General features: G+C 36.0%; 18 protein-coding genes. 1 reads left to right on the top strand and 17 read right to left on the bottom strand.

Features of this window, described 5'->3' with window-relative positions; all coding sequences use genetic code 11:
* Nucleotides 1–161: 161 nt before the first annotated feature.
* The 7 genes from paaC to AB4Y90_RS05310 all read right to left on the bottom strand — a co-directional run bounded on the left by paaC (nt 162) and on the right by AB4Y90_RS05310 (nt 7,598).
* Entirely contained in the window at nt 162–911 is a 750-nt protein-coding gene (gene paaC, locus AB4Y90_RS05340; protein WP_441556419.1) for a 1,2-phenylacetyl-CoA epoxidase subunit PaaC, read from the bottom strand.
* A gap of 90 nt (nt 912–1,001) precedes the next feature.
* Nucleotides 1,002–1,283 carry a 1,2-phenylacetyl-CoA epoxidase subunit PaaB gene (paaB, locus tag AB4Y90_RS05335; RefSeq protein WP_034679196.1) on the bottom strand — a complete coding sequence of 94 codons (282 nt, stop codon included), beginning with the start codon at nt 1,281–1,283 and terminating at the stop codon, nt 1,002–1,004.
* Between the two features lie 187 nt (nt 1,284–1,470).
* A complete protein-coding gene (paaA, locus tag AB4Y90_RS05330; protein ID WP_441556418.1) occupies nt 1,471–2,409 on the bottom strand; it encodes a 1,2-phenylacetyl-CoA epoxidase subunit PaaA in 939 nt (312 codons plus the stop codon).
* Between the two features lie 83 nt (nt 2,410–2,492).
* Nucleotides 2,493–3,578 (bottom strand): 2Fe-2S iron-sulfur cluster-binding protein, encoded by a 1,086-nt coding sequence (locus AB4Y90_RS05325; protein ID WP_441556417.1) that lies wholly within the window; start codon nt 3,576–3,578, stop codon nt 2,493–2,495.
* Nucleotides 3,579–4,895 (bottom strand): phenylacetate--CoA ligase family protein, encoded by a 1,317-nt coding sequence (locus tag AB4Y90_RS05320; RefSeq protein ID WP_441556416.1) that lies wholly within the window; start codon nt 4,893–4,895, stop codon nt 3,579–3,581.
* Between the two features lie 400 nt (nt 4,896–5,295).
* A complete protein-coding gene (locus AB4Y90_RS05315; protein WP_441556415.1) occupies nt 5,296–6,627 on the bottom strand; it encodes a carboxylesterase family protein in 1,332 nt (443 codons plus the stop codon).
* A 68-nt stretch (nt 6,628–6,695) separates the two neighbouring features.
* Complete coding sequence (locus tag AB4Y90_RS05310) at nt 6,696–7,598, bottom strand: helix-turn-helix domain-containing protein (protein WP_441556414.1); 903 nt, start codon at nt 7,596–7,598, stop codon at nt 6,696–6,698.
* A gap of 352 nt (nt 7,599–7,950) precedes the next feature.
* Between AB4Y90_RS05310 and AB4Y90_RS05305 the strand changes: the two genes are divergently transcribed.
* Nucleotides 7,951–8,991: an NAD(P)-dependent alcohol dehydrogenase gene (locus tag AB4Y90_RS05305; protein WP_441556413.1), complete on the top strand. Its 1,041-nt coding sequence runs from the start codon at nt 7,951–7,953 to the stop codon at nt 8,989–8,991.
* Here the strand turns inward: AB4Y90_RS05305 and AB4Y90_RS05300 are convergent.
* From AB4Y90_RS05300 to nusG, 10 genes are all read right to left on the bottom strand, one after another.
* On the bottom strand, nt 8,963–10,246 hold the full coding sequence (locus tag AB4Y90_RS05300; protein ID WP_441556412.1) for an alkaline phosphatase family protein: 1,284 nt from the start codon (nt 10,244–10,246) through the stop codon (nt 8,963–8,965). The two genes, AB4Y90_RS05305 and AB4Y90_RS05300, sit on opposite strands and share 29 nt — an antisense overlap.
* Before the next feature lie 286 nt (nt 10,247–10,532).
* On the bottom strand, nt 10,533–11,180 hold the full coding sequence (locus AB4Y90_RS05295) for a Crp/Fnr family transcriptional regulator (RefSeq protein ID WP_441556411.1): 648 nt from the start codon (nt 11,178–11,180) through the stop codon (nt 10,533–10,535).
* Nucleotides 11,181–11,544: 364 nt separating this feature from the next.
* The gene (locus tag AB4Y90_RS05290) at nt 11,545–11,853 is read right to left on the bottom strand and encodes a DUF3467 domain-containing protein (protein WP_441556410.1); all 309 of its coding nucleotides are present in this window, start codon (nt 11,851–11,853) and stop codon (nt 11,545–11,547) included.
* 85 nt (nt 11,854–11,938) lie between these two features.
* On the bottom strand, nt 11,939–16,204 hold the full coding sequence (rpoC, locus tag AB4Y90_RS05285) for a DNA-directed RNA polymerase subunit beta' (RefSeq protein ID WP_441556409.1): 4,266 nt from the start codon (nt 16,202–16,204) through the stop codon (nt 11,939–11,941).
* Between the two features lie 84 nt (nt 16,205–16,288).
* A complete protein-coding gene (gene rpoB, locus AB4Y90_RS05280) occupies nt 16,289–20,110 on the bottom strand; it encodes a DNA-directed RNA polymerase subunit beta (protein WP_441556408.1) in 3,822 nt (1,273 codons plus the stop codon).
* A gap of 838 nt (nt 20,111–20,948) precedes the next feature.
* A complete protein-coding gene (rplL, locus tag AB4Y90_RS05275) occupies nt 20,949–21,317 on the bottom strand; it encodes a 50S ribosomal protein L7/L12 (protein ID WP_441556407.1) in 369 nt (122 codons plus the stop codon).
* A gap of 46 nt (nt 21,318–21,363) precedes the next feature.
* On the bottom strand, nt 21,364–21,951 hold the full coding sequence (gene rplJ / locus AB4Y90_RS05270) for a 50S ribosomal protein L10 (RefSeq protein ID WP_441556406.1): 588 nt from the start codon (nt 21,949–21,951) through the stop codon (nt 21,364–21,366).
* Between the two features lie 17 nt (nt 21,952–21,968).
* On the bottom strand, nt 21,969–22,661 hold the full coding sequence (rplA, locus tag AB4Y90_RS05265; RefSeq protein ID WP_265428794.1) for a 50S ribosomal protein L1: 693 nt from the start codon (nt 22,659–22,661) through the stop codon (nt 21,969–21,971).
* An 11-nt stretch (nt 22,662–22,672) separates the two neighbouring features.
* Nucleotides 22,673–23,119 (bottom strand): 50S ribosomal protein L11, encoded by a 447-nt coding sequence (rplK, locus tag AB4Y90_RS05260; RefSeq protein ID WP_265428793.1) that lies wholly within the window; start codon nt 23,117–23,119, stop codon nt 22,673–22,675.
* Between the two features lie 422 nt (nt 23,120–23,541).
* Nucleotides 23,542–24,084, bottom strand: coding sequence for a transcription termination/antitermination protein NusG (nusG, locus tag AB4Y90_RS05255; RefSeq protein ID WP_076560133.1), 543 nt, complete (start codon nt 24,082–24,084; stop codon nt 23,542–23,544).
* Nucleotides 24,085–24,170: the final 86 nt, after the last annotated feature.

Raw genomic sequence — 24,170 nt, 5'->3', positions numbered from 1 at the left:
TCTGAAGTTTTTTAAACGCAAAGTGCGCTAAGTTTTTTTTGACTACTAACTGTTTTTAAGTTCGCAAAGGCGTTCTACTTAACAAAGTCAACAAAGAGTAAACTCAATGGTAGTTCAAAATTGTTACATTATTAAACTGCTACATTGTTACATTCAAGATTTTACCAAGTACAACCAGGATACGCTCTCTGCATATACTGCAATTCACAAAGGATAAATCCAAAATATTCTGTGTGGTAACCCGTTCTTGATTTCGGCTGCATGAAAGGATTTGCAGGATATTCTAATTGAAAATCTGCAAAATCTTTCTGTGTAATTGCTAAAAATTCTTCATAAAGACCGTCTGTATTCGGAGCAATATTTAAAGCCACCAAATCATCTTCTCCTTCCGATTTTGCGAATAAACCTTTCGTATATTCCCAAATATTTTCGATTGCTTTTTCAAGACGAGATTTGCTTTCTTCCGTTCCCTGAGCGAAAATTTTCATCCAGGATGCAGCGTGAGTATAGTGATATCTTACTTCTTTCAAAGATTTCTGAGCAATGGCAGAAAGTTCTTCATTTGCAGAATTTGATAATGCTTCGTACATCAATTTCTGATACACCGCGAAAACATACACTTTTAAAATTGTCTGGGCATAATCTTCGTTGGGAAGCTCTGTCCAGTGTGCGTTTACGTATTCGTGCTCGTATCTTAAAAATGCTAAATCATCTTCACTTTTCCCGTTATCGATCACTCTTGAAGCGTAAACATAAAAGTTATTCGCCTGTCCAAGTTCATCCAACGCAATGTTCGTTAATGCAATATCTTCCTCCAAATAAGGACCTTCACCGCACCAAGCAGACAAACGCTGTCCCATAATGAAACTGTCGTCTGCTAATTTTAATAAATAATTATATAATGGGTTCATTGTTTAGTAGATTTCAGATTTCAGACATTAGATTTCAGATTGACAAAAAAGTCTAGTATCTGACATCTCATATCTTAAAATCTTTATTAATTACATATTTTTTACATCGTTTGGAATGTCGTAGAACGTCGGGTGACGGTACAATTTATCATCAGCAGGATCAAAGAAAGCTTCTTTATCGATTCCTTCCGAAGTCACGATATATTTACTTGGAACTACCCAAACAGAAGTTCCTTCTTTTCTTCTTGTATAAACGTCTCTTGCGTTCTGCAAAGCCATTTCTGCTGTTGGCGCCTGTACAATTCCAACGTGTTTGTGAGATAATCCCGGTTTAGTCTGAATAAACACTTCCCACATATCTAAATTTGCCATAGTCAAATTTTATTTTTTATCTAAATTTTAGATTTTGAATTATTTTAAACTTTAATTTTTGAACAATTAAGGACAATTAAGTTGTTAAGAATATTAAGTTTAGCTTCGCTTTTAGATTTAAAATCAGAATGATTTTTCTTAATTAAACTAAATTCTAAACAAAACCTTAATGGTTTAAATTAAATAATTAGTTAACCTTTTCGTTTTGCTTCTCAGCAAAAGCTGCCGCTGCTTCTTTTACCCAAGAATTTTCTCTTTGCGCTTTTCTCTTGGTTTCAATACGTTTTTTGTTAGCAGGACCGTTTCCTTTTAAGATTTCCATGAATTCATCCCAAGGAAGTTCTCCGAAATCGTAATGTTGTCTCCCTTCATTCCATTTTAAATCTTTATCCGGAATGGTTAATCCTAAAAATTCAGCCTGAGAAACGGTAACGTCAATGAATCTCTGACGAAGACTGTCGTTACTTTCTCTTTTTACTCTGTAATTCATAGAGATTTTAGAATTTGGTGAGCTGTCGTCATTTGGACCAAACATCATTAAAGCAGGCCACCAGAAACGGTCTAACGAAGCCTGAGCCATTTCTTTCTGCTGTTTTGTGCCTCGACAAAGCGCCATTAAAATTTCATAACCCTGTCTTTGGTGGAAAGATTCTTCTTTACAGATTTTCACCATCGCTCTTGAATAAGGACCGTAAGAATTCCCCATCAACATTACCTGGTTCATAATCGCAGCTCCATCAACCAACCAGCCAATTGCACCGATATCTGCCCAACTCAGCGTCGGATAATTGAAAATACTTGAATATTTCGCTTTTCCTGACAGCATATCGTCGTAAGTCGCATCTCTGTCTGCTCTTATTGTTCCGTTTCCTAAAGTTTCTGTCGCAGAATAAAGGTATAAACCATGCCCCGCTTCATCCTGAACTTTAGCCAAAAGAGCCATTTTTCTTCTCAATGAAGGTGCTCTGGAAATCCAGTTCGCTTCCGGCAACATTCCTACGATTTCAGAATGGGCGTGCTGTGAAATCTGACGAACCAATAATTTTCTGTAATCATCAGGCATTACATCTTTTGGCTCTACTTTATTTTCGTCGTGTACGTATTGTACAAATTTTTCTAAATCCATAATTTTTCCAATTTAACAATGTATCAGTGTAACAATATACCAATGATTGTTACACTGGTAAATTGATATATTGTTACATTAAATTATACGTCATAATTAAGCATCACCACATTCGTTGTCGGGTGACATTGACAGGTAAGAACGAAGCCTCTGGCTACTTCTTCTTCGGTAAGCGCGTAGTTTTTCTCCATGAAAACTTCTCCTTCCAAAACTTCCGCTTTACACGTACAACAAACTCCTCCTTTACATGCAAAAGGTACAGGAAGATTGTCTTTCAATGCTTTATCTAAGATACTCTCTTTTTTTGAATTCAAGTGGAACGAATATTCATCATCATCAATGATTACTGTTACCATACTTTCAATATTGGCAATGGCTTTAAACTCATCACTCATTTCCTCCGTATTTTCTTCGTCAGGAGCAGTGAAATATTCAAATAAAACCTGAATTGCCGGTACTTTTTTATCTTTCTTTAAATAATCTGCAATTCCCTTAATCATTTCAGAAGGTCCGCAAATAAAGAAAGTTGATTCTTTAACATCGATATCTGTATATCTTTCAAACAGCTGATCTAATTTTTCAGGAGAAATTCTTCCTTCAAAAATAGGATCTTCGTGTTGCTCACGGCTTACTAAATAAACAACTTTCAGTCTTCCGTTAAAATGTTCAACCAACTTATCGATTTCTGCCTTTTTCATCACGTGATTCATGCTTCTGTTGCTGTAGAACAAATAAGCATTTGAATTCGGCTCCTGATAAAGACTTTCTTTAAGATTCGATAAAACCGGAGAAATTCCGCTTCCTGCCGCCAAACCAACGTAAGTTTTCACGTTTGTCGGATGATAAGAAGTGTTGAAACCGCCCATCGGAGGCATTACTTCAAGAATTTCATCCATATGAAGATGCTCGTTGAAATACCCCGAAACTTTTCCGTTTTCTAAAAGCTTAACCAATACTTCCAGCGTGTTACTTTTTTCACTTGGAGCGTTGCAGATAGAATAAGAACGTCTCTCTTCATTTCCGTTGATCATCATTCGGAAATTAAGATACTGCCCCTGTTTGAATCTGAATTTATCTTTCAGTTCTTCAGGAATTTCAACGGCTACACTGACTGCGTCGTTGGTATCTTTCTGAACTTTTACAGTTTTAAGTTTATAAAATGAATTCATTTATTTTTTAAGTATTCTGTTAATTTTTCCGCCTTCACATTTCGGAAGACTGTCCTGAGCGTGGATTTTCACTTTTGTTGTGATTCCTACCCTCTTTTTAATTTCATTTTCGATGCTTTTTCCAAAGTTTCCGGCAAAAATAGCATAATCATCGGTATTTTGATTTAAATTTTTCGAAGCTACCAATTCGTCATCAATTTCAACATCAATATCCAGTGCTACACACATCTGTTCCTTCTCAATCGGTGTTAAATAATAATTCGGAACGACTCCTTCTACATGAGAAAATGCTTCTTCAATCTGACTTGGATACACATTTACACCTCTTACAATCAGCATATCATCAGCTCTTCCGAGAATCGGTCTCATTTTTACCATGGTTCTTTTACCACTTTCGTCATAATAAAGACTTGTGATATCGTTCGTCCAGTAACGTAAAAGTGGCATTGCTTTTTTCGTTAAAGTCGTAATGACCAAAACACCTTCTTCTCCGAAAGGAACGGGTTCTTTGGTAATCGGATCTAAAATTTCAGGGTAAAAATGATCTTCCCAAATGTAAGAACCGCCTTTTTCCTCGAAATCTTCCATCGAAACTCCGGGACCGATAATTTCACTTAAACCATAAATATTAGTTGCATGAACACCCAATCTTTCTTCAATATGATGTCTGATCAATTCCGTCCAAGGCTCTGAACCCAAAACAGCGTATTTCAAACTGATTTCGTCTGCAGAAACTCCACGTTTTGCAAATTCATCAGCGATTGTTAAAGCATAAGAAGGAGAACAACAGATCACTTCAGGTTTAAAATCGATAATTAAATCAACCTGTCTTGCTGTCATTCCTCCGGAAATCGGAAGAACGCTCATTCCTAATTTTTCCGCTCCGTAATGAAGTCCAAGTCCGCCCGTGAAAATTCCGTAACCGTAAGCGTTGTGTAGCTGCATTCCCGGTTTTGCTCCCGCTGCGTTCRATGATCTCGCCACGACTTCACTAAATAAATCAATATCTTCTTTGGTATATCCTACAACCGTTGGTTTTCCTGTTGTTCCGCTTGAACAGTGAATTCTCTGCAGTTCATTTTTCGGAACGGTAAATAATCCGAACGGATAATTGTCTCTTAAATCCTGTTTATAAGTAATCGGAAGCTTCGTAATATCTTCAATAGTCCTTATTTCCTGTGGAGATATTCCTGATTCATCAAATTTTCCTTTATAAAAATCTGATTTTTCCCCAAGATAACTGACCAAATCGGTCAATCGCTGAGACTGAAGCTCTCTCAACTGATCGAGCTTTAAATATTCCACTGAAAAATCCATATTCAACTAACTAACATTTGTTAGGTGTAAATTTAAAAAGATTTTAGAACGTGGCAAAATTTTTATGACTTTTGTCACATTTTGAATGATTCTAAATAGTTAAGACTAAGGTTGAGATTGAGTTTTAAGATTGATTCTATACAGATTTTGTCATTCTGAAAGGAGGACAGCGGATTGAAGGATCTTTAATAATAATGTTGAGATTCTTCCTTCGTCAGAATGACAAAAATGCAGTATAAATATCTACAAAGTTTGTCATTCAGAGCGTAACGAAGTGAAGCGTGGAATCTATTTATGTCCGTAAAGATTACTTCCAAAATAACAAATTTTAAAGACCTGAATAGTTTTCTCTCGCAGATTTAGGGGATCAAGCAGATTTTTTTATTTGCTTCATAAAAGATTAGACTTTGAAAATTTCAAGAATTTCCGGTCTTTCTGAATCATCTGCGATCTTTCCGCTATTGGCAAATTCAGTCCAGAGTTTTCTTAATTTCTTTCCGTTTTCATCAATGTATTTCCATGGAATATTTTTTAAAATCCCGGCATTTTTCCAGGCAGATTCATTTCCGAAAATAAAAGGAAGATCAATAGCATGAGCGCCCAAGAAATGATTGCTAACTTCAAAACGCGGGTAAATTCTGAATAAATAAACATTTCCACCGGCGTTAGCAAAGTTATTAGCAAAATCTGCTGCCGGTTTTCCATAAATAATTTCTGTCGTCGTACGGATTGCTTTGCTTACAATTTTTGAAGGAATGTATTTATTGATCGTATCGGAAGCTCTCAGATAAAAAGAGGTTTCTTCGTCATTCAGCCCAATTAAAACATCGATTTCTTTAGCCTTTTGTTTCCATTTTTCTTCGGCTTCATCTTCAATGCACAAAGGCGGAAAACCATATTGTGTACCGAAAGGCATTGCCGCTTTTAAACCATATTTCAAAAAAGAGGGCGCAAAATTTTTATAATTTTCAATAATTTCGAGAGCATCCGATTTATCATTAAATAGTCGGGTATTTTCAAGAAATTCGGTCGACATTTTTTGACGGTTTTTTCTTAAACCTAATGGTGCGCTGTGAATAATTACTCTTTTAAATAAATTTTCAGTTCCTTCAGAAATCATCAAATGAGCAATAGCATCACCGCCTGAAGACTGCCCGAAAAGCGTAATATTTTCCGGATCTCCACCAAAAGATCCGATATTTATTTTAATCCATTTCAAAGCTTCAATCAAATCAAATAAACCAAGATTGGCGGGTCTCTCCTGATTTCCGCCTAAAAAACCAAAAATTCCCAAGCGATAAGAAACCGCAACTATAATGACATTCTGTTCTTTCACCCAATCTGTAGGATCTGCCGTAGCAATGTCTCCGCAGCCAATTTCATAAGAGCCTCCGTGAATCCATACGATGACAGAAAGTTTTTCGTTTTCGTTACAATTTTCCGGTCTGAAAACTGAAATATATTGTGGCGATTCATCAACCTCAAAATCATCCAGATTGGTTTTTCCAATCATCTTTTCTAAAAGCGGACTTATATTTTGCGGACAAACGGGAGTTTTTTCAAGGAAAATAATTTCTGAAGCGGAAGGTTCAACGGGAATCGGTTTTTGAAATCTTTCAGAATGAGCATACCGAATGTTTTTAGCTTTTAAAATTCCGTTTTCTCTGAAAGCTAAGATTCTTCCGAAAGAGGTGTGAAAAGTGTGCGTATTACTATTCTGTTTTGCAGTCATCGATTTCAAGCCTAAGCTTTAGATAAATTATGAATACAATTTACAAATTTTTGTTTTTTATTTAAAACTTAATTCAGAGATTTAAACTCGCTCGGAGAAACGCCTACTTTGCTTTTGAACAGTCTTGTAAAATGCTGCGGATATTTAAACCCAAGATCATAAGAAATTTCACTGATGGATTTTGTTGCATCAAAAATCTGTTCTTTCGCCACATCAATCAGTGTGTTATGAATAAATTCCTGAGCGGAAATTCCGAGCTCTTTTTTAATAAGATCCCCAAAATAATTTGCTGAAAGGTTGAGCTGTTCCGCAAAATAATTAACCATCGGAAAACCAATATTTTTAGGCTTATCAGATTTCAAATAATCATCCAAAGATCTTTCAAATTTATTGATATAATTCTGATTGATATGATCTCTTGTGATAAACTGACGATCGTAAAAACGCATGCAATAATTCAGAAACAGCTCGATATTATTCACAATTAATGATTTGCTGTGCTTATCAATAGGCTGTTCTAGCTCAAATTTTATATTTTTAAAACATTCCAAAATAATTTCTCTTTCTTTTTCGGAAAGATGCAACGCTTCATGAACTTCGTATGAAAAGAAATTGTAATCTCTGATGTTTTTCCCCAAGTTGGTTCCTTTCAGCAGATCTGGGTGAAAAATCAATGCAAAACCTGCAGGCTGAATGTATGTGTCTGCGTTGTAAATTCCGTAAGTCTGTCCCGGAGCAATGAAAACCAGCGTTCCTTCCTGATAATCGTAATTGTGCTTTCCGTACTGCATGTCGCCACACATCACATCTTTCAGAAAAACAGTGTAAAAACCAAAGGTTCTTTTGAACTGACAAATAGGATCAGACTTTGAAAAATCGATCACGCTTACCAAAGGATGCATCGTTTCATGATTCACCATTTTGTTGTATTCTGAAACGCTGCTGTATATTTCAACTTCCTGATTTTCCATGAAGTATTTTTTAATTTTAATTCAAATTTACCAATTTCCAGACGACAATTTTGAGCGTAAGTAAAATTGGTAAATGATTCTGTAATTTATATAAGTATTTTTACATTTAAAGTATCGACTTTTGTATCAGAAAATTGATGGCCTGTTCTTTAAATTATAATATTTATTTTAACGCAAAGAGCGCAAAGTTTTTTTAAATGTTTGAAAATATTTTTCGTTCGCAAAGGCGTTTGACTTCGTCGAATCTACGATTTCACTCAACAAAGAACGCGAACATTTCAAATTATGAATGATTGTAGGTAATCAGTTTAGAAAAAATAGAAATAGTATAATCAAACTAAATTAAAAAAATATGGACACATTCACCGTAAAAGCTTTTGGAGCAGAATCTAAAACTGCCGATTTAGCAGAAATGAATATCGAAAGAAGAGAAGTTACCGCAAACGATATAGAAATTGAAATTCTGTATTGCGGAGTTTGCCACTCTGATCTTCACACCGCAAGAAACGATTGGGGCGGAACAAAATATCCTTCGGTTCCCGGTCATGAAATTATCGGAAAAATAACGAAAGTAGGAAGCGAAGTTTCTAAATTCAAAGTCGGTGACCTTGCAGGAGTTGGCTGCATTGTAGATTCGTGCGGACATTGCAACAGCTGCAAACATGACCTGGAACAATACTGCGAAAATGGTTTCACAGGAACGTACAATGGAAATGACAAGCATTTGGGAGGTCATACTTTTGGCGGATATTCTCAGAAAGTAGTTGTAGATGCAGGTCATGTTTTAAAAATTCCGGCAAACTTAGATTTGGCGGCAGTTGCCCCGTTACTTTGTGCAGGAATTACCACCTGGTCGCCATTAAGACACTGGAATGTAGGTCCTGATTCTAAAGTTGCCGTTGTCGGTTTAGGCGGATTGGGACATATGGCGATTAAATTAGCAAAAGGTTTGGGAGCTGAAGTGACTTTGTTCTCAAGAACTCCGGGAAAAACTGAAGATGCTAAAAAACTGGGCGCCGATCACGTTGTAATTTCTACAGATGATTCTCAAATGGATTCTGTAAAAGGAAAGTTTGACCTGATTATTGACACCGTTCCTTATGATCACGACGTAAATCCTTACATCAGCACTTTAACGATTAACGGAACCCACGTTTTGGTAGGTTTTATCGGTAAAATGGAAGATTCTTTATTCACTCCACCGATGATTATGGGAAGAAAATCGGTTGCAGGTTCTGTGATCGGAGGAATTGCCGAGACTCAGGAAATGCTTGATTTCTGCGGTGAACACAATATTGTTTCTGAAATTGAAATCATTAAAATGGTTTTACCCTATCCTGTTTTAAGTCGTCCTTTCAGGACTCCTAATTTTCTTTTTTCAGAGTTTTATTGAGAACTTTAATTTTCCCATCGATGGGCTGTGTGATTTTTAAGCCTAAAATTTCAGCAACCAAAGGATAGACATTAATGTTTTCAAACTCATCAATCACCAGATTATTTTTAAATTCCGGTCCCCAAGCGAAGAATGTGGCTTTCATTTCAGGAACAAGTTTCGGGTTGTAACCGTGTTTTCCTATTGAAGTTTTTTTGCCTTTTTCTAAGAATATTTTGGGTGCTTTTGGAATTAATAGAATCTGTCCGATTCTGTTGTATTTGTCATCTTTTGTTCGAAAATGAAGATATTTCGGAAGTTTTTTGTCAAGATACACATCGTAATCATCAGTTTGGTTGGCTTTAAGTTCTTTGTAAACTTTCTTTACCTCATCAGGATTTTTAACATAAACTCTTAACAGTGTCTGAGAATTATAAAAATCGAATCTGTTTTTATCTAAAAGCATAGCCGGAATTTCGAGTGGATTTCCGCCATCAACTTTTATCATTCCGTGATCTGAAACGAAAATAAAATTTACATTTTTTAAACCTAACTGATTTACTTTCTGAACCAGATTTCCAATCGCCTCATCAATCAAATGTACTGCAGCTTCTGTTTCTTTGGCTTCAGGTCCGAAATGATGTCCCGCCCCATCGACTTCCGGGAAATATAATGAAATAAAATGCGGCCTTTTTTCTTCAGGAAGCTTCAGCCAATTAATTATTTTATCTGCTTTTTCTGAAGGTGAAAATTTTTCGTGATAAGGATAATAATACGTTGGTCTTATTCCGCCTGCGTCACTTGCCGAGCCTACCCATTGCAAAGAAGCGCTGACTGTTCCTTGTTTTTCTGCCAAACTCCAAAGCGGAGTTCCGCCGTACCAGCTTCCGTCTTCTGCATTTTGGCGGTTGCTCATTGCATAAGCTTGTTTTCTTTGATAATCGTAAAAATAATTATCAATCAAGCCGTGATGAGAAGGATACAGCCCTGTAATCAAAGTCCAGTGATTCGGAAATGTAATGCTTGGATAACTTGGAATCATTGCGTTTGACTGAATACCTTCATCCGAATATTTCAAAAGATTTCGAGCATTATATTTTTTAGTATAATCATACCTAAAACCGTCTGCAGAAATCATAATCACGTAAGGTTTTTTCATTGCTTCAGCATCATTAAAACGATCAGGAATAACAATCTGTGCGGTATCTATAGTTCCTTTTTGAGCGTAAATTGTCAGTGAAACAATCAGCATTAAAAATGCCAATACTTTTTTCATTATAAAGATTTTGTGCAAAGGTAGCCTCCGAAAAATTCACAAAAAAGTTTCGTAAGTTAAAAAAACATTAAAACGATATTCTGAATGTTTAGGAATATTCTTCAAAAGGTCTTCCTGAGCAAAGGCAAAACCTGAAGCTAGCATTGACAAAAAAAGGAGAGCTTTTGTCATACACATAATTGTTGATTATTGGTATGACAAACTTATACACTAAAATTTTTAAACCTCGGTGATAAAGATCACCGAGTGAATTGTTTTTATCAATCAGATTTTAATATTATTACAATTAAATCCTAACATCCTCATTTACAAGTATTTTAATACCTTCTTTAGTCTGAATAATTTCGCCTTCGTTTTCAACTTTTTTTAAAAGTCGGCTCACTACCTCTCTTGAAGTTCCCAAATTGTGGGCAATTTCTTTATGAGTAAGCTTAATGGGGTTTTGCCCTGTAAGCGTAATCTGTTGTTTGATATAATTCATAATTCTTTTATCCAGCTTGTGAAAAACCGCATCATTTACCATATTCATAATATCTGTAAAACGAAGGTCAAATTCGTAATAAAAAAGCTTATTAATTTGGGGATATTTGATCAGCCAGTCGAGTAAAACTGTAGCCGGTATCACCAGAGCTTCAGTATCTTCTTCCGAAACAACGTATACTCTGCTTACAAAATCATTAAAAATTGTTGAAAAACTCATCAAACAGGTTTCTCCGGGTCTTATATAATTATAGATGAGCTCCCTTCCATCATTTAGAGCATATACTTTTAAACTTCCGCTTACTACAAAAGGAATATTTTTTATTTTATTTCCTTCTGCAAGGATCTCGGTTTTTCCTTTTATCTTTACCTGAGAACTATGTTTCTGAATTTCTTCTAAAAAATCATTTCCTAAAAACCCAAATTTTTCGATAATAAATTGTTGATATTTCATCTTTATTGTATTTTTATTACAAATATAATTTAATTATAAAAAATTGGGCCTAATTTTATTGCATTATTTTTAACTTATTTAAAATTAAAAGGTTCTTTTTTTGATTGAACTAAGCGCCTATTAAATTTTTATAATATTTTTCAACAAAGAAATAAGATTTTCAGAGGACTGAGCGTAATGCGTTTTAATAAAAACAATTTATTGATTTTAAATTATTCATTATCAAAGCAATTGTTAATTATTTTAATATTTTAAACAAATTTATTTGAATTAACAGTTTAAAAGGATACCGATGATAACCGTCTTAAAAACAAAAATACCCCGGTAAAACCGAGGTATTTTATCTTTATTGTAAGAAAAAATCTTAAGCGTTAACGTTGTTTCCTCCTAATACGAAAGGTTCAACTTCTTTGATTTCTCCAAACTGCTGCTCATAATTAGCAACATTTTGCTGAAGTGCAGCTAAAACTCTCTTAGCGTGAAGAGGAGCCAAGATTACTCTTGATCTCACGTTTGCCTGCTGTACACCCGGCATAAGCTGGATGAAATCTACTACAAACTCAGATGGAGAGTGGTTTACTAAAGCAAGGTTACAGTAAACTCCTGAAGCTACCATCTCGTTAAGTTGGATGTTGATGTTGTTTGGATCGTTGTTTTGATTTTGATTGTCCATTGTATAAGTTATATTTTTAAATATGAAATTTGAGATTGTGAAAGTATAAAAATAATTTCAAACCTCAAATTTCAAATCATTAATTTTAATTAAGGTCTTCGAATTCTTTCTTAGAACCAACAATTACATTTTGGTACTCTTTAAGACCTGTACCTGCAGGAATTCTGTGTCCTACAATTACATTTTCTTTAAGACCATTCAGGCTGTCTACTTTACCGGCAACTGCTGCTTCGTTAAGAACTTTCGTAGTTTCCTGGAATGACGCTGCAGACATGAACGACTTCGTTTGTAGAGCCGCTCTTGTAATACCTTGCAATACTGGTGTTGCAGTAGCAGGTAAAGCATCTCTTACTTCAACTAAAGCCTGATCTTCACGCTTCAATTTAGAGTTTTCGTCTCTTAATTCTCTCGCTGTAATCATCTGTCCAGGTCTGAATACTTTAGAATCTCCGGCTTCCGTAACTACTTTAAGACCAAATACTCTGTTGTTTTCCTCCAAGAAATCAAACTTATGCTCTAAAGCAGCCTCAAGGAACTGAGTATCACCTCCATCAACGATTGATACTTTTGTCATCATCTGTCTTACGATGATCTCGAAGTGCTTGTCGTCGATTTTTACCCCCTGAAGACGGTAAACTTCCTGAATTTCGTTTACTAAATATTCCTGAACCGCAGTTGGTCCTTTGATCTTCAAGATATCATCCGGAGTAACTGAACCGTCAGAAAGTGGCGAACCAGCTCTTACGAAGTCATTCTCCTGCACCAAGATCTGGTTTGATAATTTAACTAAATAAATTTTTCTCTCTCCAGTTTTAGCTTCAACAATCAATTCTCGGTTACCTCTCTTGATTTTTCCGTAAGAAACAACCCCGTCGATTTCTGTAACAACCGCTGGGTTTGAAGGATTTCTCGCTTCAAATAATTCGGTAACTCTCGGAAGACCTCCTGTAATATCCCCAGTCTTAGCAGCTTTTCTCGGGATCTTGATCAAGACTTTACCAGCCTTAATTTTTTCACCGTCGTTTACCATTAAGTGGGCTCCTACCGGTAAGTTGTAGCCTTTTTGCTCAACACCTTTAGAATCTACTACTTTTAATGTAGGTACGGCTTTCTTATTTCTGGATTCAGAGATTACTTTTTCTTCAAATCCTGTAGCTTCGTCAATCTCCAACTGGAATGAAATACCCTGGATAATATCTTCGTATTCTACTTTACCAGCAGTTTCTGCAATAATTACAGCGTTATAAGGATCCCATTTTGCAATGATATCTCCTTTCTTCACTTTATCACCAGATTTAACTAATAATTGAGAACCATAAGGTACGTTAGCTACCATTAACGGAGTTCTGGTTTCATTATCCGCAACCAATCTGAATTCTGTTGTACGAGATACTACTACCTCAGTGGTGTTACCGTTTTCGTCTTCAGAAGTAATTGTTCTTACCTCATCCAATTCTACGATACCGTCTCTTCTTGCAGAAATTGAAGGGTTTTCAGATACGTTTGTAGATACCCCCCCTTGGTGGAAAGTTCTCAATGTAAGCTGAGTTCCCGGTTCACCAATTGATTGTGCAGCAATAACTCCTACAGCTTCACCCATGTGAATCATCTTACCTGTTGCCAAGTTTCTACCGTAACATTTAGCACAGATTCCTTTTTTAGTTTCACAAGTAAGCGGTGAACGAACCTCAACTGCTTCAATACCGAGTTCTTCGATTTTTTTAGCTAAAGATTCATTAATGATCTGATCTGCCTGAGCGATTAACTCATCTGTTTCAGGATCGTAAATATTATGTAAAGAAACTCTACCTAAGATTCTTTCAGAGATTTTTTCAACGATCTCGTCATTTTTCTTAAGCGCAGTAACTTCTGTACCTCTTAAAGTTCCACAATCGTCTTCTGTAACGATAACATCCTGTGCAACGTCTACCAATCTTCTCGTTAAGTAACCTGCATCGGCAGTCTTAAGAGCGGTATCCGCAAGACCTTTACGAGCACCGTGAGTAGAGATAAAGTATTCTAAGATGGAAAGACCTTCTTTAAAGTTTGCAAGGATCGGGTTTTCAATAATTTCCGCACCGGTAGAACCAGCTTTTTGCGGTTTTGCCATCAAACCTCTCATCCCTGATAACTGACGGATCTGTTCCTTAGAACCCCTCGCTCCAGAGTCAAGCATCATATATACAGAGTTGAAACCACCTTGGTCAGTTTTCATTCTGCTCATGATCATTTCAGTTAATCCGGCGTTGGTGTTTGTCCAAACGTCGATTACCTGGTTATAACGTTCTGTATCGGTAATTAGACCCATGTTATAGTTGGCTCTAATTTCGTCTACAGTTTCAATAGATGAAGCAATCATTTGTTTTTTCTCAACAGGAACTACAATATCCCCTAGTGAGAAAGAAAGACCTCCTTTGAATGCATTTGAGTAACCTAAGTCTTTCATTGCGTCCAAGAACTTCACAGTTGTAGGGAAATCTGTATCAGCAAGGATCTTACCGATAACATTTCTTAATGATTTTTTAGTTAAAAGTTCATTAATATATCCTACTTGCTTAGGTACAATTTGGTTGAACAAAATTCTACCCACAGAAGTTTCGATCAATCTTGTAACGATTTCGCCGTTTTCTTTTACAGGAAGTCTACATCTTACTTTAGCATTTAAAGATACTCTACCTTCAGCGTAAGCGATTTCCGCTTCTTCAGGAGAATAGAATGCAAGACCTTCACCTTTTACTTTCATCTCTTCTGTAGAAGACAATTCTTTAGTCATAAAATAAAGACCAAGAACCATGTCCTGAGAAGGTACCGTGATCGGAGAACCGTTTGCAGGGTTCAAGATGTTTTGAGAACCTAACATCAATAACTGAGCTTCCAAAATCGCTTCTGGACCTAAAGGTAAGTGTACCGCCATCTGGTCACCATCGAAATCGGCGTTGAATGCTGTTGTTACCAACGGGTGTAGCTGGATTGCCTTACCTTCGATCATCTTAGGTTGGAAAGCCTGAATACCCAATCTGTGAAGCGTAGGTGCTCTGTTCAGTAGAACAGGGTGACCTTTCATCACGTTTTCTAAGATATCATAAACTACCGGTTCTTTTCTGTCAATAATTCTCTTTGCAGATTTTACTGTTTTTACAATTCCTCTTTCAATTAGTTTTCTAATGATGAACGGTTTGTAAAGTTCCGCAGCCATATCTTTAGGAATACCACATTCGTGAAGCTGCAAGTTTGGACCTACAACAATTACCGAACGCGCCGAGTAATCTACCCTTTTTCCTAATAAGTTCTGACGGAAACGACCTTGCTTACCTTTCAATGAATCTGAAAGAGATTTCAATGGTCTGTTTGATTCAGATTTTACTGCTGAAGATTTTCTTGTATTATCGAATAATGAATCTACTGATTCCTGAAGCATACGCTTCTCGTTTCTCAAGATTACTTCTGGAGCTTTGATCTCCAATAATCTCTTCAAACGATTATTTCTGATAATAACTCTTCTGTAAAGGTCATTCAAATCGGAAGTAGCGAAACGTCCACCATCCAATGGAACTAATGGTCTTAGTTCTGGTGGGATAACAGGAAGTACACGCATAATCATCCACTCCGGTCTGTTGATCATTCTTGTATTAGCACCTCTCAATGCTTCTACAACGTTCAATCTTTTAAGAGCTTCAGTTCTTCTTTGTTTTGAACCTTCGTTGTGAGCTTTGTGTCTCAAGTCGAAAGACAATGCATCAAGATCGATTCTTTTTAATAATTCCTCAACAGCTTCAGCACCCATTTTAGCGATGAATTTGTTTGGATCGGAATCATCAAGATACTGGTTCTCGATTGGAAGAGTTTCCATAATGTCTAGGTACTCTTCTTCAGTTAAGAACTCCATGTTTTCGAAATCAGAACCGTCTAATTTCTTAGCAATACCTTGTTGGATCACTACATATCTTTCGTAGTAGATGATCATATCTAATTTCTTAGAAGGAATTCCTAAAAGGTAACCGATTTTATTTGGTAAAGAACGGAAATACCAGATGTGAGCGATAGGAACTACCAAATTGATATGTCCGATTCTCTCTCTACGTACTTTTTTCTCCGTAACCTCTACACCACAACGGTCACAAACGATCCCCTTGTAACGAATTCTCTTGTATTTACCACAAGCACATTCGTAATCCTTGATAGGACCGAAGATCTTTTCACAGAACAAACCATCTCTTTCAGGCTTGTGCGTTCTGTAGTTAATAGTTTCCGGCTTAAGAACTTCCCCTCTTGAATCCTGAAGAATAGACTCCGGTGAAGCTAAACCGATGGTTATTTTATTAAATCTACTTGATTTATTTTTATTTGACATTTGTTAGATTTTAAATTTTAGATTTTAGATTTTAGATTAATTTTTGAATGTTTCCATTCAACATTTATAATTTAAAATTTAAAATTATTCCTCTAGTCTTACGTCTAATCCAAGACCTTGTAACTCGTGAAGTAGTACGTTGAAAGATTCAGGAATACCCGGTTCAGGCATTGCTTCACCTTTCGCAATTGCTTCATAAGTTTTTGCTCTACCAATCACGTCATCCGACTTCACAGTCAAGATTTCTCTCAAGATATTTGATGCTCCGAATGCTTCAAGAGCCCAAACCTCCATCTCTCCGAATCTCTGTCCACCAAACTGAGCTTTACCTCCTAATGGTTGCTGAGTAATCAATGAGTATGGACCAATAGAACGTGCGTGCATTTTGTCATCAACCATGTGACCTAATTTCAACATGTAAATGATACCAACTGTTGCAGCCTGTGTAAATCTTTCTCCGGTTCCACCATCATAAAGGTAAGTGTGACCGAATTTAGGAACTCCTGCTTTCTCAGTGTACTCAGTAATCTGATCAAGACTTGCTCCGTCAAAGATCGGCGTAGCGAACTTCAATCCTAATTTTCTACCTGCCCATCCTAAAACGGTTTCGTAGATCTGACCGATGTTCATACGAGAAGGTACCCCAAGTGGATTCAATACGATATCTACCGGTGTTCCGTCTTCCAGGAATGGCATATCTTCTTCACGAACGATTCTCGAAACGATACCTTTGTTACCGTGACGACCCGCCATTTTATCTCCTACATTCAGTTTACGTTTTTTAGCAATATAAACTTTAGCCAACTTCATGATCCCTGCAGGAAGCTCATCTCCGATAGAAATTGCGAATTTCTCACGGTTTTTAACCCCTTGAATATCGTTGAATTTGATTTTATAGTTGTGAATTAATTGTTTGATTAATTCGTTTTTATCAGCATCAACTGTCCAGTCTGCACCGCTTACGTTTACATAGTCTTCAACTGAAGTCAATAATTTATGAGTGAATTTCACACCTTTACCGATGATTTCCTCATCTAAGTCGTTGGTAACTCCCTGAGAAGTTTTACCGCTAACTAAAGTGTTTAATTTTTCAATTAAACTATTTCTCAACTCATCAAACTTAGCTTTGTAAGTATTTTCAATCTCTTCAAGCTTAAGTTTTTCTTCAGTTCTTTTCTTTTTATCTTTAATGTTTCTTGAGAACAATTTTTTGTCGATCACAACACCTCTTAATGATGAATCTGCTTTCAATGAAGCATCTTTCACATCACCAGCTTTGTCACCGAAGATTGCTCTAAGAAGTTTTTCTTCAGGAGTAGGGTCTGATTCACCTTTTGGAGTGATTTTACCAATCATAATATCTCCAGGCTTCACTTCAGCACCGATTCTGATCATACCGTTCTCGTCAAGATCTTTTGTAGCTTCTTCAGAAACGTTTGGAATATCTGCCGTCAATTCTTCCATACCTAATTTGGTATCACGAACTTCAAGAGAATACTCGTCAACGTGGATTGAAGTAAACCAGTCTTCACGTACAACTTTTTCGTTAATTACAATCGCATCCTCGAAGTTGTAACCCTTCCAAGGCATGAACGCAACCACTAAGTTTCTACCAAGAGCCAATTCTCCYTTTTCAGTAGCGTAACCGTCGCAAAGAACCTGACCTTTTACCACCTGATCACCAACTCTTACATTTGGTCTTAGGGTAATTGTCGTACTTTGGTTGGTTTTTCTGAACTTAGTTAAGTTATATGTTTTCGTAGCAGATTCGAATGATACTAAATCTTCGTCTTCGCTTCTTTCATATTTGATAACGATTTTGTCTGCGTCTACATATTCTACAGTACCGTTTCCGTCTGCGTTGATCAAGATTCTTGAATCTTTTGCAACCTGCTGTTCCAAACCTGTACCTACAATTGGAGCTTGTGGTTTCAACAAAGGAACGGCTTGACGCATCATGTTTGATCCCATCAATGCACGGTTCGCATCATCATGCTCCAGGAATGGAATTAATGAAGCTGAAATACCGGAAATCTGGTTTGGCGCAACGTCGATCAAGTTAACTTCAGAAGGCTCAACTACAGGATAATCACCGTCAAGACGAGCGATAATTCTGTCTGTTTCGAAAGCACCTTCGTCATTCAGTTCAACGTTTGCCTGAGCAATTACTTTATCTTCTTCGTCTTCTGCATTTAGGTAGATCGGATCTGCATTTAAATCAACTTTACCGCCTTCTACTTTTCTATATGGAGTTTCGATGAAACCTAAAGTATTGATTTTAGCATAAATACCTAAAGAAGAGATCAAACCGATGTTTGGTCCTTCCGGAGTTTCGATCGGACAAATTCTTCCGTAGTGTGTATGGTGAACGTCACGAACCTCGAAACCTGCTCTTTCTCTTGATAAACCACCAGGTCCTAGAGCAGAAAGTCTACGCTTGTGCGTGATTTCTGACAATGGGTTGGTTTGGTCCATGAACTGAGAAAGCTGGTTGGTACCAAAGAATGAGTTAATAACTGATGTTAAAGTTTTAGCATTAACAAGATCAAGCGGAGTAAAGATTTCGTTATCTCTAACGTTCATTCTTTCCTTGATTGTTCTTGCAATTCTAGAAAGACCTACACCGAACTGACCTGCCAATTGCTCACCAACAGTTTTAATTCTTCTGTTTGATAAGTGGTCGATATCATCAACCTCCGCTTTAGAGTTTACCAATTCGATCAGGTGTCTTACGATCGCAATGATATCTTCTTTTGTAAGAACCTCAGTTGTAGTAGGAATATTAAGACCTAACTTTTTGTTTAGTCTGTAACGTCCTACTTCACCAAGTGAATATCTTTGCTCAGAGAAGAATAATTTTTCGATAATTCCTCTTGCTGTTTCCTCATCTGGCGGATCTGCATTTCTTAACTGACGGTAAATATATTCTACCGCTTCTTTTTCAGAGTTGGTAGGGTCTTTTTGTAAAGTATTCTGAATGATAGAGAATTCGTTTGAATTTTCTTTGTGAATCAAAATAGATTTCACACCTGCATCCAAAATAAGATCTAAATGTTCTTTTTCAAGAATAGTTTCTCTATCCAAGATGATTTCGTTTCTTTCGATAGAAACTACTTCACCAGTATCTTCGTCTACGAAATCTTCGAACCATGTGTTCAATACTCTCGCAGCTAAAGTTCTACCTTCTACTTTTTTAAGGGCAGCTTTAGAAACTTTCACCTCTTCTGCAAGGTCAAAAATCTGAAGAATATCTTTATCAGACTCAAAACCGATCGCTCTTAATAATGTTGTTAAAGGTAACTTTTTCTTACGGTCGATATATGCGTACATTACGCTGTTGATATCGGTAGTAAATTCCATCCAAGATCCTTTGAAAGGAATGATTCTTGAATAGTAAAGTTTAGTTCCGTTTGCGTGGTAAGTCTGCCCGAAGAATACACCCGGAGATCTGTGTAACTGAGTTACAATAACACGCTCTGCACCATTGATAATGAAAGAACCACTATCTGTCATGTAAGGAACCGGACCTAAATATACATCTTGTACAACGGTCTGAAAATCTTCATGTTCAGGATCTGTACAGTATAACTTAAGTCTTGCTTTTAGAGGCACGGAATACGTTAAACCTCTTTCCACACACTCGTCGATCGAATAACGTGGAGAATCTACCAAATAATCTAAGAACTCCAATACAAATTGGTTTCTGGAATCGGTAATTGGAAAGTTTTCCTGGAAGGTTTTGTGCAAACCTTCTTTCTTTCTGTCCTCAGGAAGTGTATCTAGCTGGAAAAAATCTTTAAATGACTCTAACTGGATGTCTAAGAAATCCGGAGTAATGATTTTTCCTTTAGCCGAAGAGAAATTAATTCTCTCAACTCCCCTAGTTGTTGATGTTGTTTTACTCATAAAACTTTTAAGAAAGGGTTAAAAAATATTTTGTTTTTATTCAAAAATATCAGATAATCAAGAGTCAAGAAAAAAGTAAAAAGATTAAAGGAATATATAACTTTGGCGCCGTTATGTATGTTTCTTTTGCCTTTGTTTCTTTTGTCTTTTATCATCTAACTGCAACACCGGTATATCTTTTCACGGCGTAGTGCAAAATATTTTTATTTTTATTCTAAAGACGAAAAAAATAACAGTTACAGCAAAAACACAAAGCTCCCTTTCAAATTAATGAAAGAGCTGATTTTCAATATTTTACCGTGTTATGTTTAATTTTTAGCGCCAAAAGAGATTGCAAATTTACAAAATTTTATTTTCTTACACAACAAAAACCACTTCATTATGAAGCGGTTATAAAAATTCATTTTGAAATTTAGTACAGAATAAAAATTTTTACTGTAAAAGAGGATTTTATTGACTGAAATATTTTGTAAAATAGTTTAAGAGTCTGTTTAAAAATTAATAAATATGAATTTCATAATTGGTTTTTCGCAAAGGCGCAAAATTGTTTAAATTTAATATGCTTTAAGGCGCAAGGATTTTATCTTCGATAAAATTGATCATCAGCACTATAAAAGAAAAATCTTTGATTTTCTCCTTGTGCCTTAAACAAAGAACTTTTATCAAATCTTGCGTCTTTTCGTTATTTAAACAGGCTCTAAAAATAATATCATTTTTATTAATGCAACAAAATTTTTTTACCGTAAATAAATATCAAATAGATTTTGTGATATAAATAAAAAAAAAGCAACTACAAAATGTAGTTGCTCCTTTTATCTTTAAAGTAAATGATTACTTCTTACTTCAATTCTACTTCAGCACCAGCTTCTTCTAATTGCTTCTTAAGAGCTTCAGCTTCGTCTTTAGAGATCCCTTCTTTGATAGCAGAAGGAGCTCCATCTACGATGTCTTTAGCTTCTTTAAGACCAGCACCAGTTAAATCTTTTACCAATTTAACGATAGCTAATTTAGAAGCACCTGCAGACTTAAGAATTACGTCGAATTCAGTTTTTTCTTCAGCAGCTTCACCTGCACCTCCACCTGATACTACTACAGCAGCAGCAGCTGGCTCAATTCCGTACTCATCCTTAAGGATAGTAGCTAATTCATTTACGTCTTTTACTGTTAAGTTTACTAGCGTTTCAGCTAAATTTTTTAAATCTGACATTGTTGTAATGTTTTTGTTGATTATTTATTTAATTTTTTGAGTGTAATTATTCAGCAGCTGGAGTCTCACCTTCGGCAGCTGGAGTTTCCGGAGTTTCAGTAGCAGGAGCTTCTTCTGCTGCAGGTGCAGCTTCTTCAGCTTTAGCTTCTACTGTCTCAGGCTTGTTTTGAAGAGCAGAAACAACTCTTTGAATTGGAGACTGAAGTAATCCGATGATTTCACCGATCATTTCTTCTCTAGACTTGATGTTTACTAAAGTATCAAGGTTGTTGTCACCAACATAGAAAGTTTCTTGTACGAAAGCTGATTTTAAAGCCGGCTTCTCTTCTTTTTTTCTAAAGTCTTTGATTAATTTTGCAGGAGCGTTAGCTGTTTCAGCAATCATTAATGCAGAGTTACCTTTGAAAGTCTGGAACATTTCAGAGAAATCTACTCCGTCAATTTGTTCCATTGCTTTTTGCAAAAGTGTATTTTTTACCACTTTTACTTTGATATTTTGCTTGAAAGCCTGTCTTCTGAAATCAGAAGATTTAGAAGCATTCAAACCGTCTAGATCTGCTACATAAACTACTTTAGCATCCTGAAGCAAATCTTTGATCTCTTGTATCGCTACAACTTTTTGGTCTTTTGTCATTGTCTTAAGGATTATAATTAGTTAACAGATTTAGTATCGATTGCAATACCAGGACTCATTGTAGAAGACAAATAGATCGACTTCACGTAAGTACCTTTAGCAGCAGTTGGCTTCATTTTGATCAAAGTCTGGATCAATTCCTGAGCATTTTCCTTGATTTTAGCAGCATCGAAAGATACTTTACCAATACCAGCATGGATAATACCGTATTTGTCTACTTTGAAATCAATTTTACCAGCTTTTACTTCAGTTACTGCTTTACCAATTTCCATAGTTACAGTACCTGATTTAGGGTTTGGCATAAGACCTCTTGGTCCTAAAACTCTACCTAATGGTCCTAATTTACCCATAACAGCCGGCATAGTAACGATAACATCAACGTCAGTCCAACCTTCTTTTATTTTTTGTAAATATTCGTCAAGACCTACATAATCAGCACCAGCTTCTTTAGCTTCAGCTTCTTTATCTGGAGTTACTAAAGCCAAAACTTTAACATCTTTACCAGTTCCGTGAGGAAGAGATACTACACCTCTTACCATTTGGTTTGCTTTTCTTGGATCTACACCCAATCTTACAGCGATATCTACAGAAGCATCAAACTTTGCAGTGTTCACCTCTTTTACAAGAGCAGAACCTTCTTCAAGGTTATAGATTCTTCCTTTTTCTACTTTGCTTAAAGCTTCCTTTTGCTTTTTAGTCAATTTTGCCATTTCTCTAAGTATTAAGCGTTAAAAGTTGGTTTAGTTCCTGTTACTCTTAATCCCATAGATCTAGCAGTACCTGCCACCATAGAAACTGCAGAATCGATTGTAAAGCAGTTAAGGTCAGTCATCTTGTCTTCAGCGATCTTCTGAACCTGAGCCCAAGATACAGCACCTACTTTGTTTCTGTTTGGTTCTCCGGAACCACCTTTGATCTTAGCCGCATCCATCAACTGGATTGCTGCAGGAGGAGTTTTGATTACGAATTCAAAAGATTTGTCTTCGTACACTGTAATTACTACAGGTAAAACTTGTCCTGGCTTATCTTGGGTTCTCCCGTTAAATTGCTTACAAAACTCCATGATGTTCACACCTGCAGAACCCAAAGCTGGACCTACTGGTGGAGAAGGGTTAGCTGCGCCACCTTTCACCTGAAGCTTTACCATTTTAAAGACTTTTTTAGCCATTTTTTGTTTTTTAAATTTGAATAATTAATGAGTTTGGAAGCATTTATTATTCAGCAGGTTACCGCACTCACATAAAGTAAACCTACTTTTCGGACTGCAAAATTATGAAATATTTTTTAATTAGCAAATACTTAACTGATTAAAATTCAGAAAATAAAATAAATAAAAAAGTACTCCTTAGTTATTTATAATTATATATGATACAATTATGAGATTCTATTAAATTTTTGATGAAGTTTTCCTGAAGCTAAAAACCTTATTACGAATAGAAATTATATTCTTATCACAAAGATGTTGCTTTATCAATTTTAAAACAACTAATTATAATTCAATAAATATTAAGAATATCAATTGTATATTTGTTTTAAAACAAAAAAAACCGCTCAAAATCTGAACGGTTTTTATATTTTAAAAAGTATGAGTTATACTTTCTCTACCTGCATATAGCTCAACTCCATTGGAGTTTTTCTTCCGAAGATCAAAACAGATACTTCTACTTTCTTCTTATCTTCAAGAATTTTTTCTACTGTACCGTTGAATCCGTTGAAAGGACCATCGATTACTTTTACATTCTCTCCAACGATGAATGGAATTTCTGCATCAGTAGCAAATTCTGAAAGCTCATCCATTCTACCAAGCATTCTGTTAACCTCAGATTTTCTCATCGGTACAGGATCTCCGCCTTTAGTTAAACTTAAGAAAGAAATTACACCCGGAATGTTTTTTATAACGTGAGGAATTTCTCCCATCAGATCTGCTTCTACCATCAAGTAACCTGGATAGTAAGGTCTTTCTTTAGGAACTTTTTTTCCGTTTCTAAGCTGAATCACCTTTTCCATAGGAATAACCACCTGAGTAACATACTGCTCAAACCCTAAACGTTTGATTTCTGTCTCAATATAGTTTTTCACTTTATTTTCCTGTCCGCTGATCGCTTTCAGTACATACCATTTTAATTCGCTCATTATTTAGAAAATAGTTTTTATTAGTTGAAGCTGTTAATTAATATTCCTAAGATGTTGCTGATTGATTTTGAAAACAACTCATCAAC

The sequence above is a fragment of the Chryseobacterium sp. 2TAF14 genome, from assembly GCF_052115105.1.
In the GTDB taxonomy this organism is placed as follows: Bacteria; Bacteroidota; Bacteroidia; order Flavobacteriales; family Weeksellaceae; genus Chryseobacterium.
Note: the sequence above shows the minus strand (reverse complement) of the source record. Positions and strands in the feature narration are given on the sequence as shown.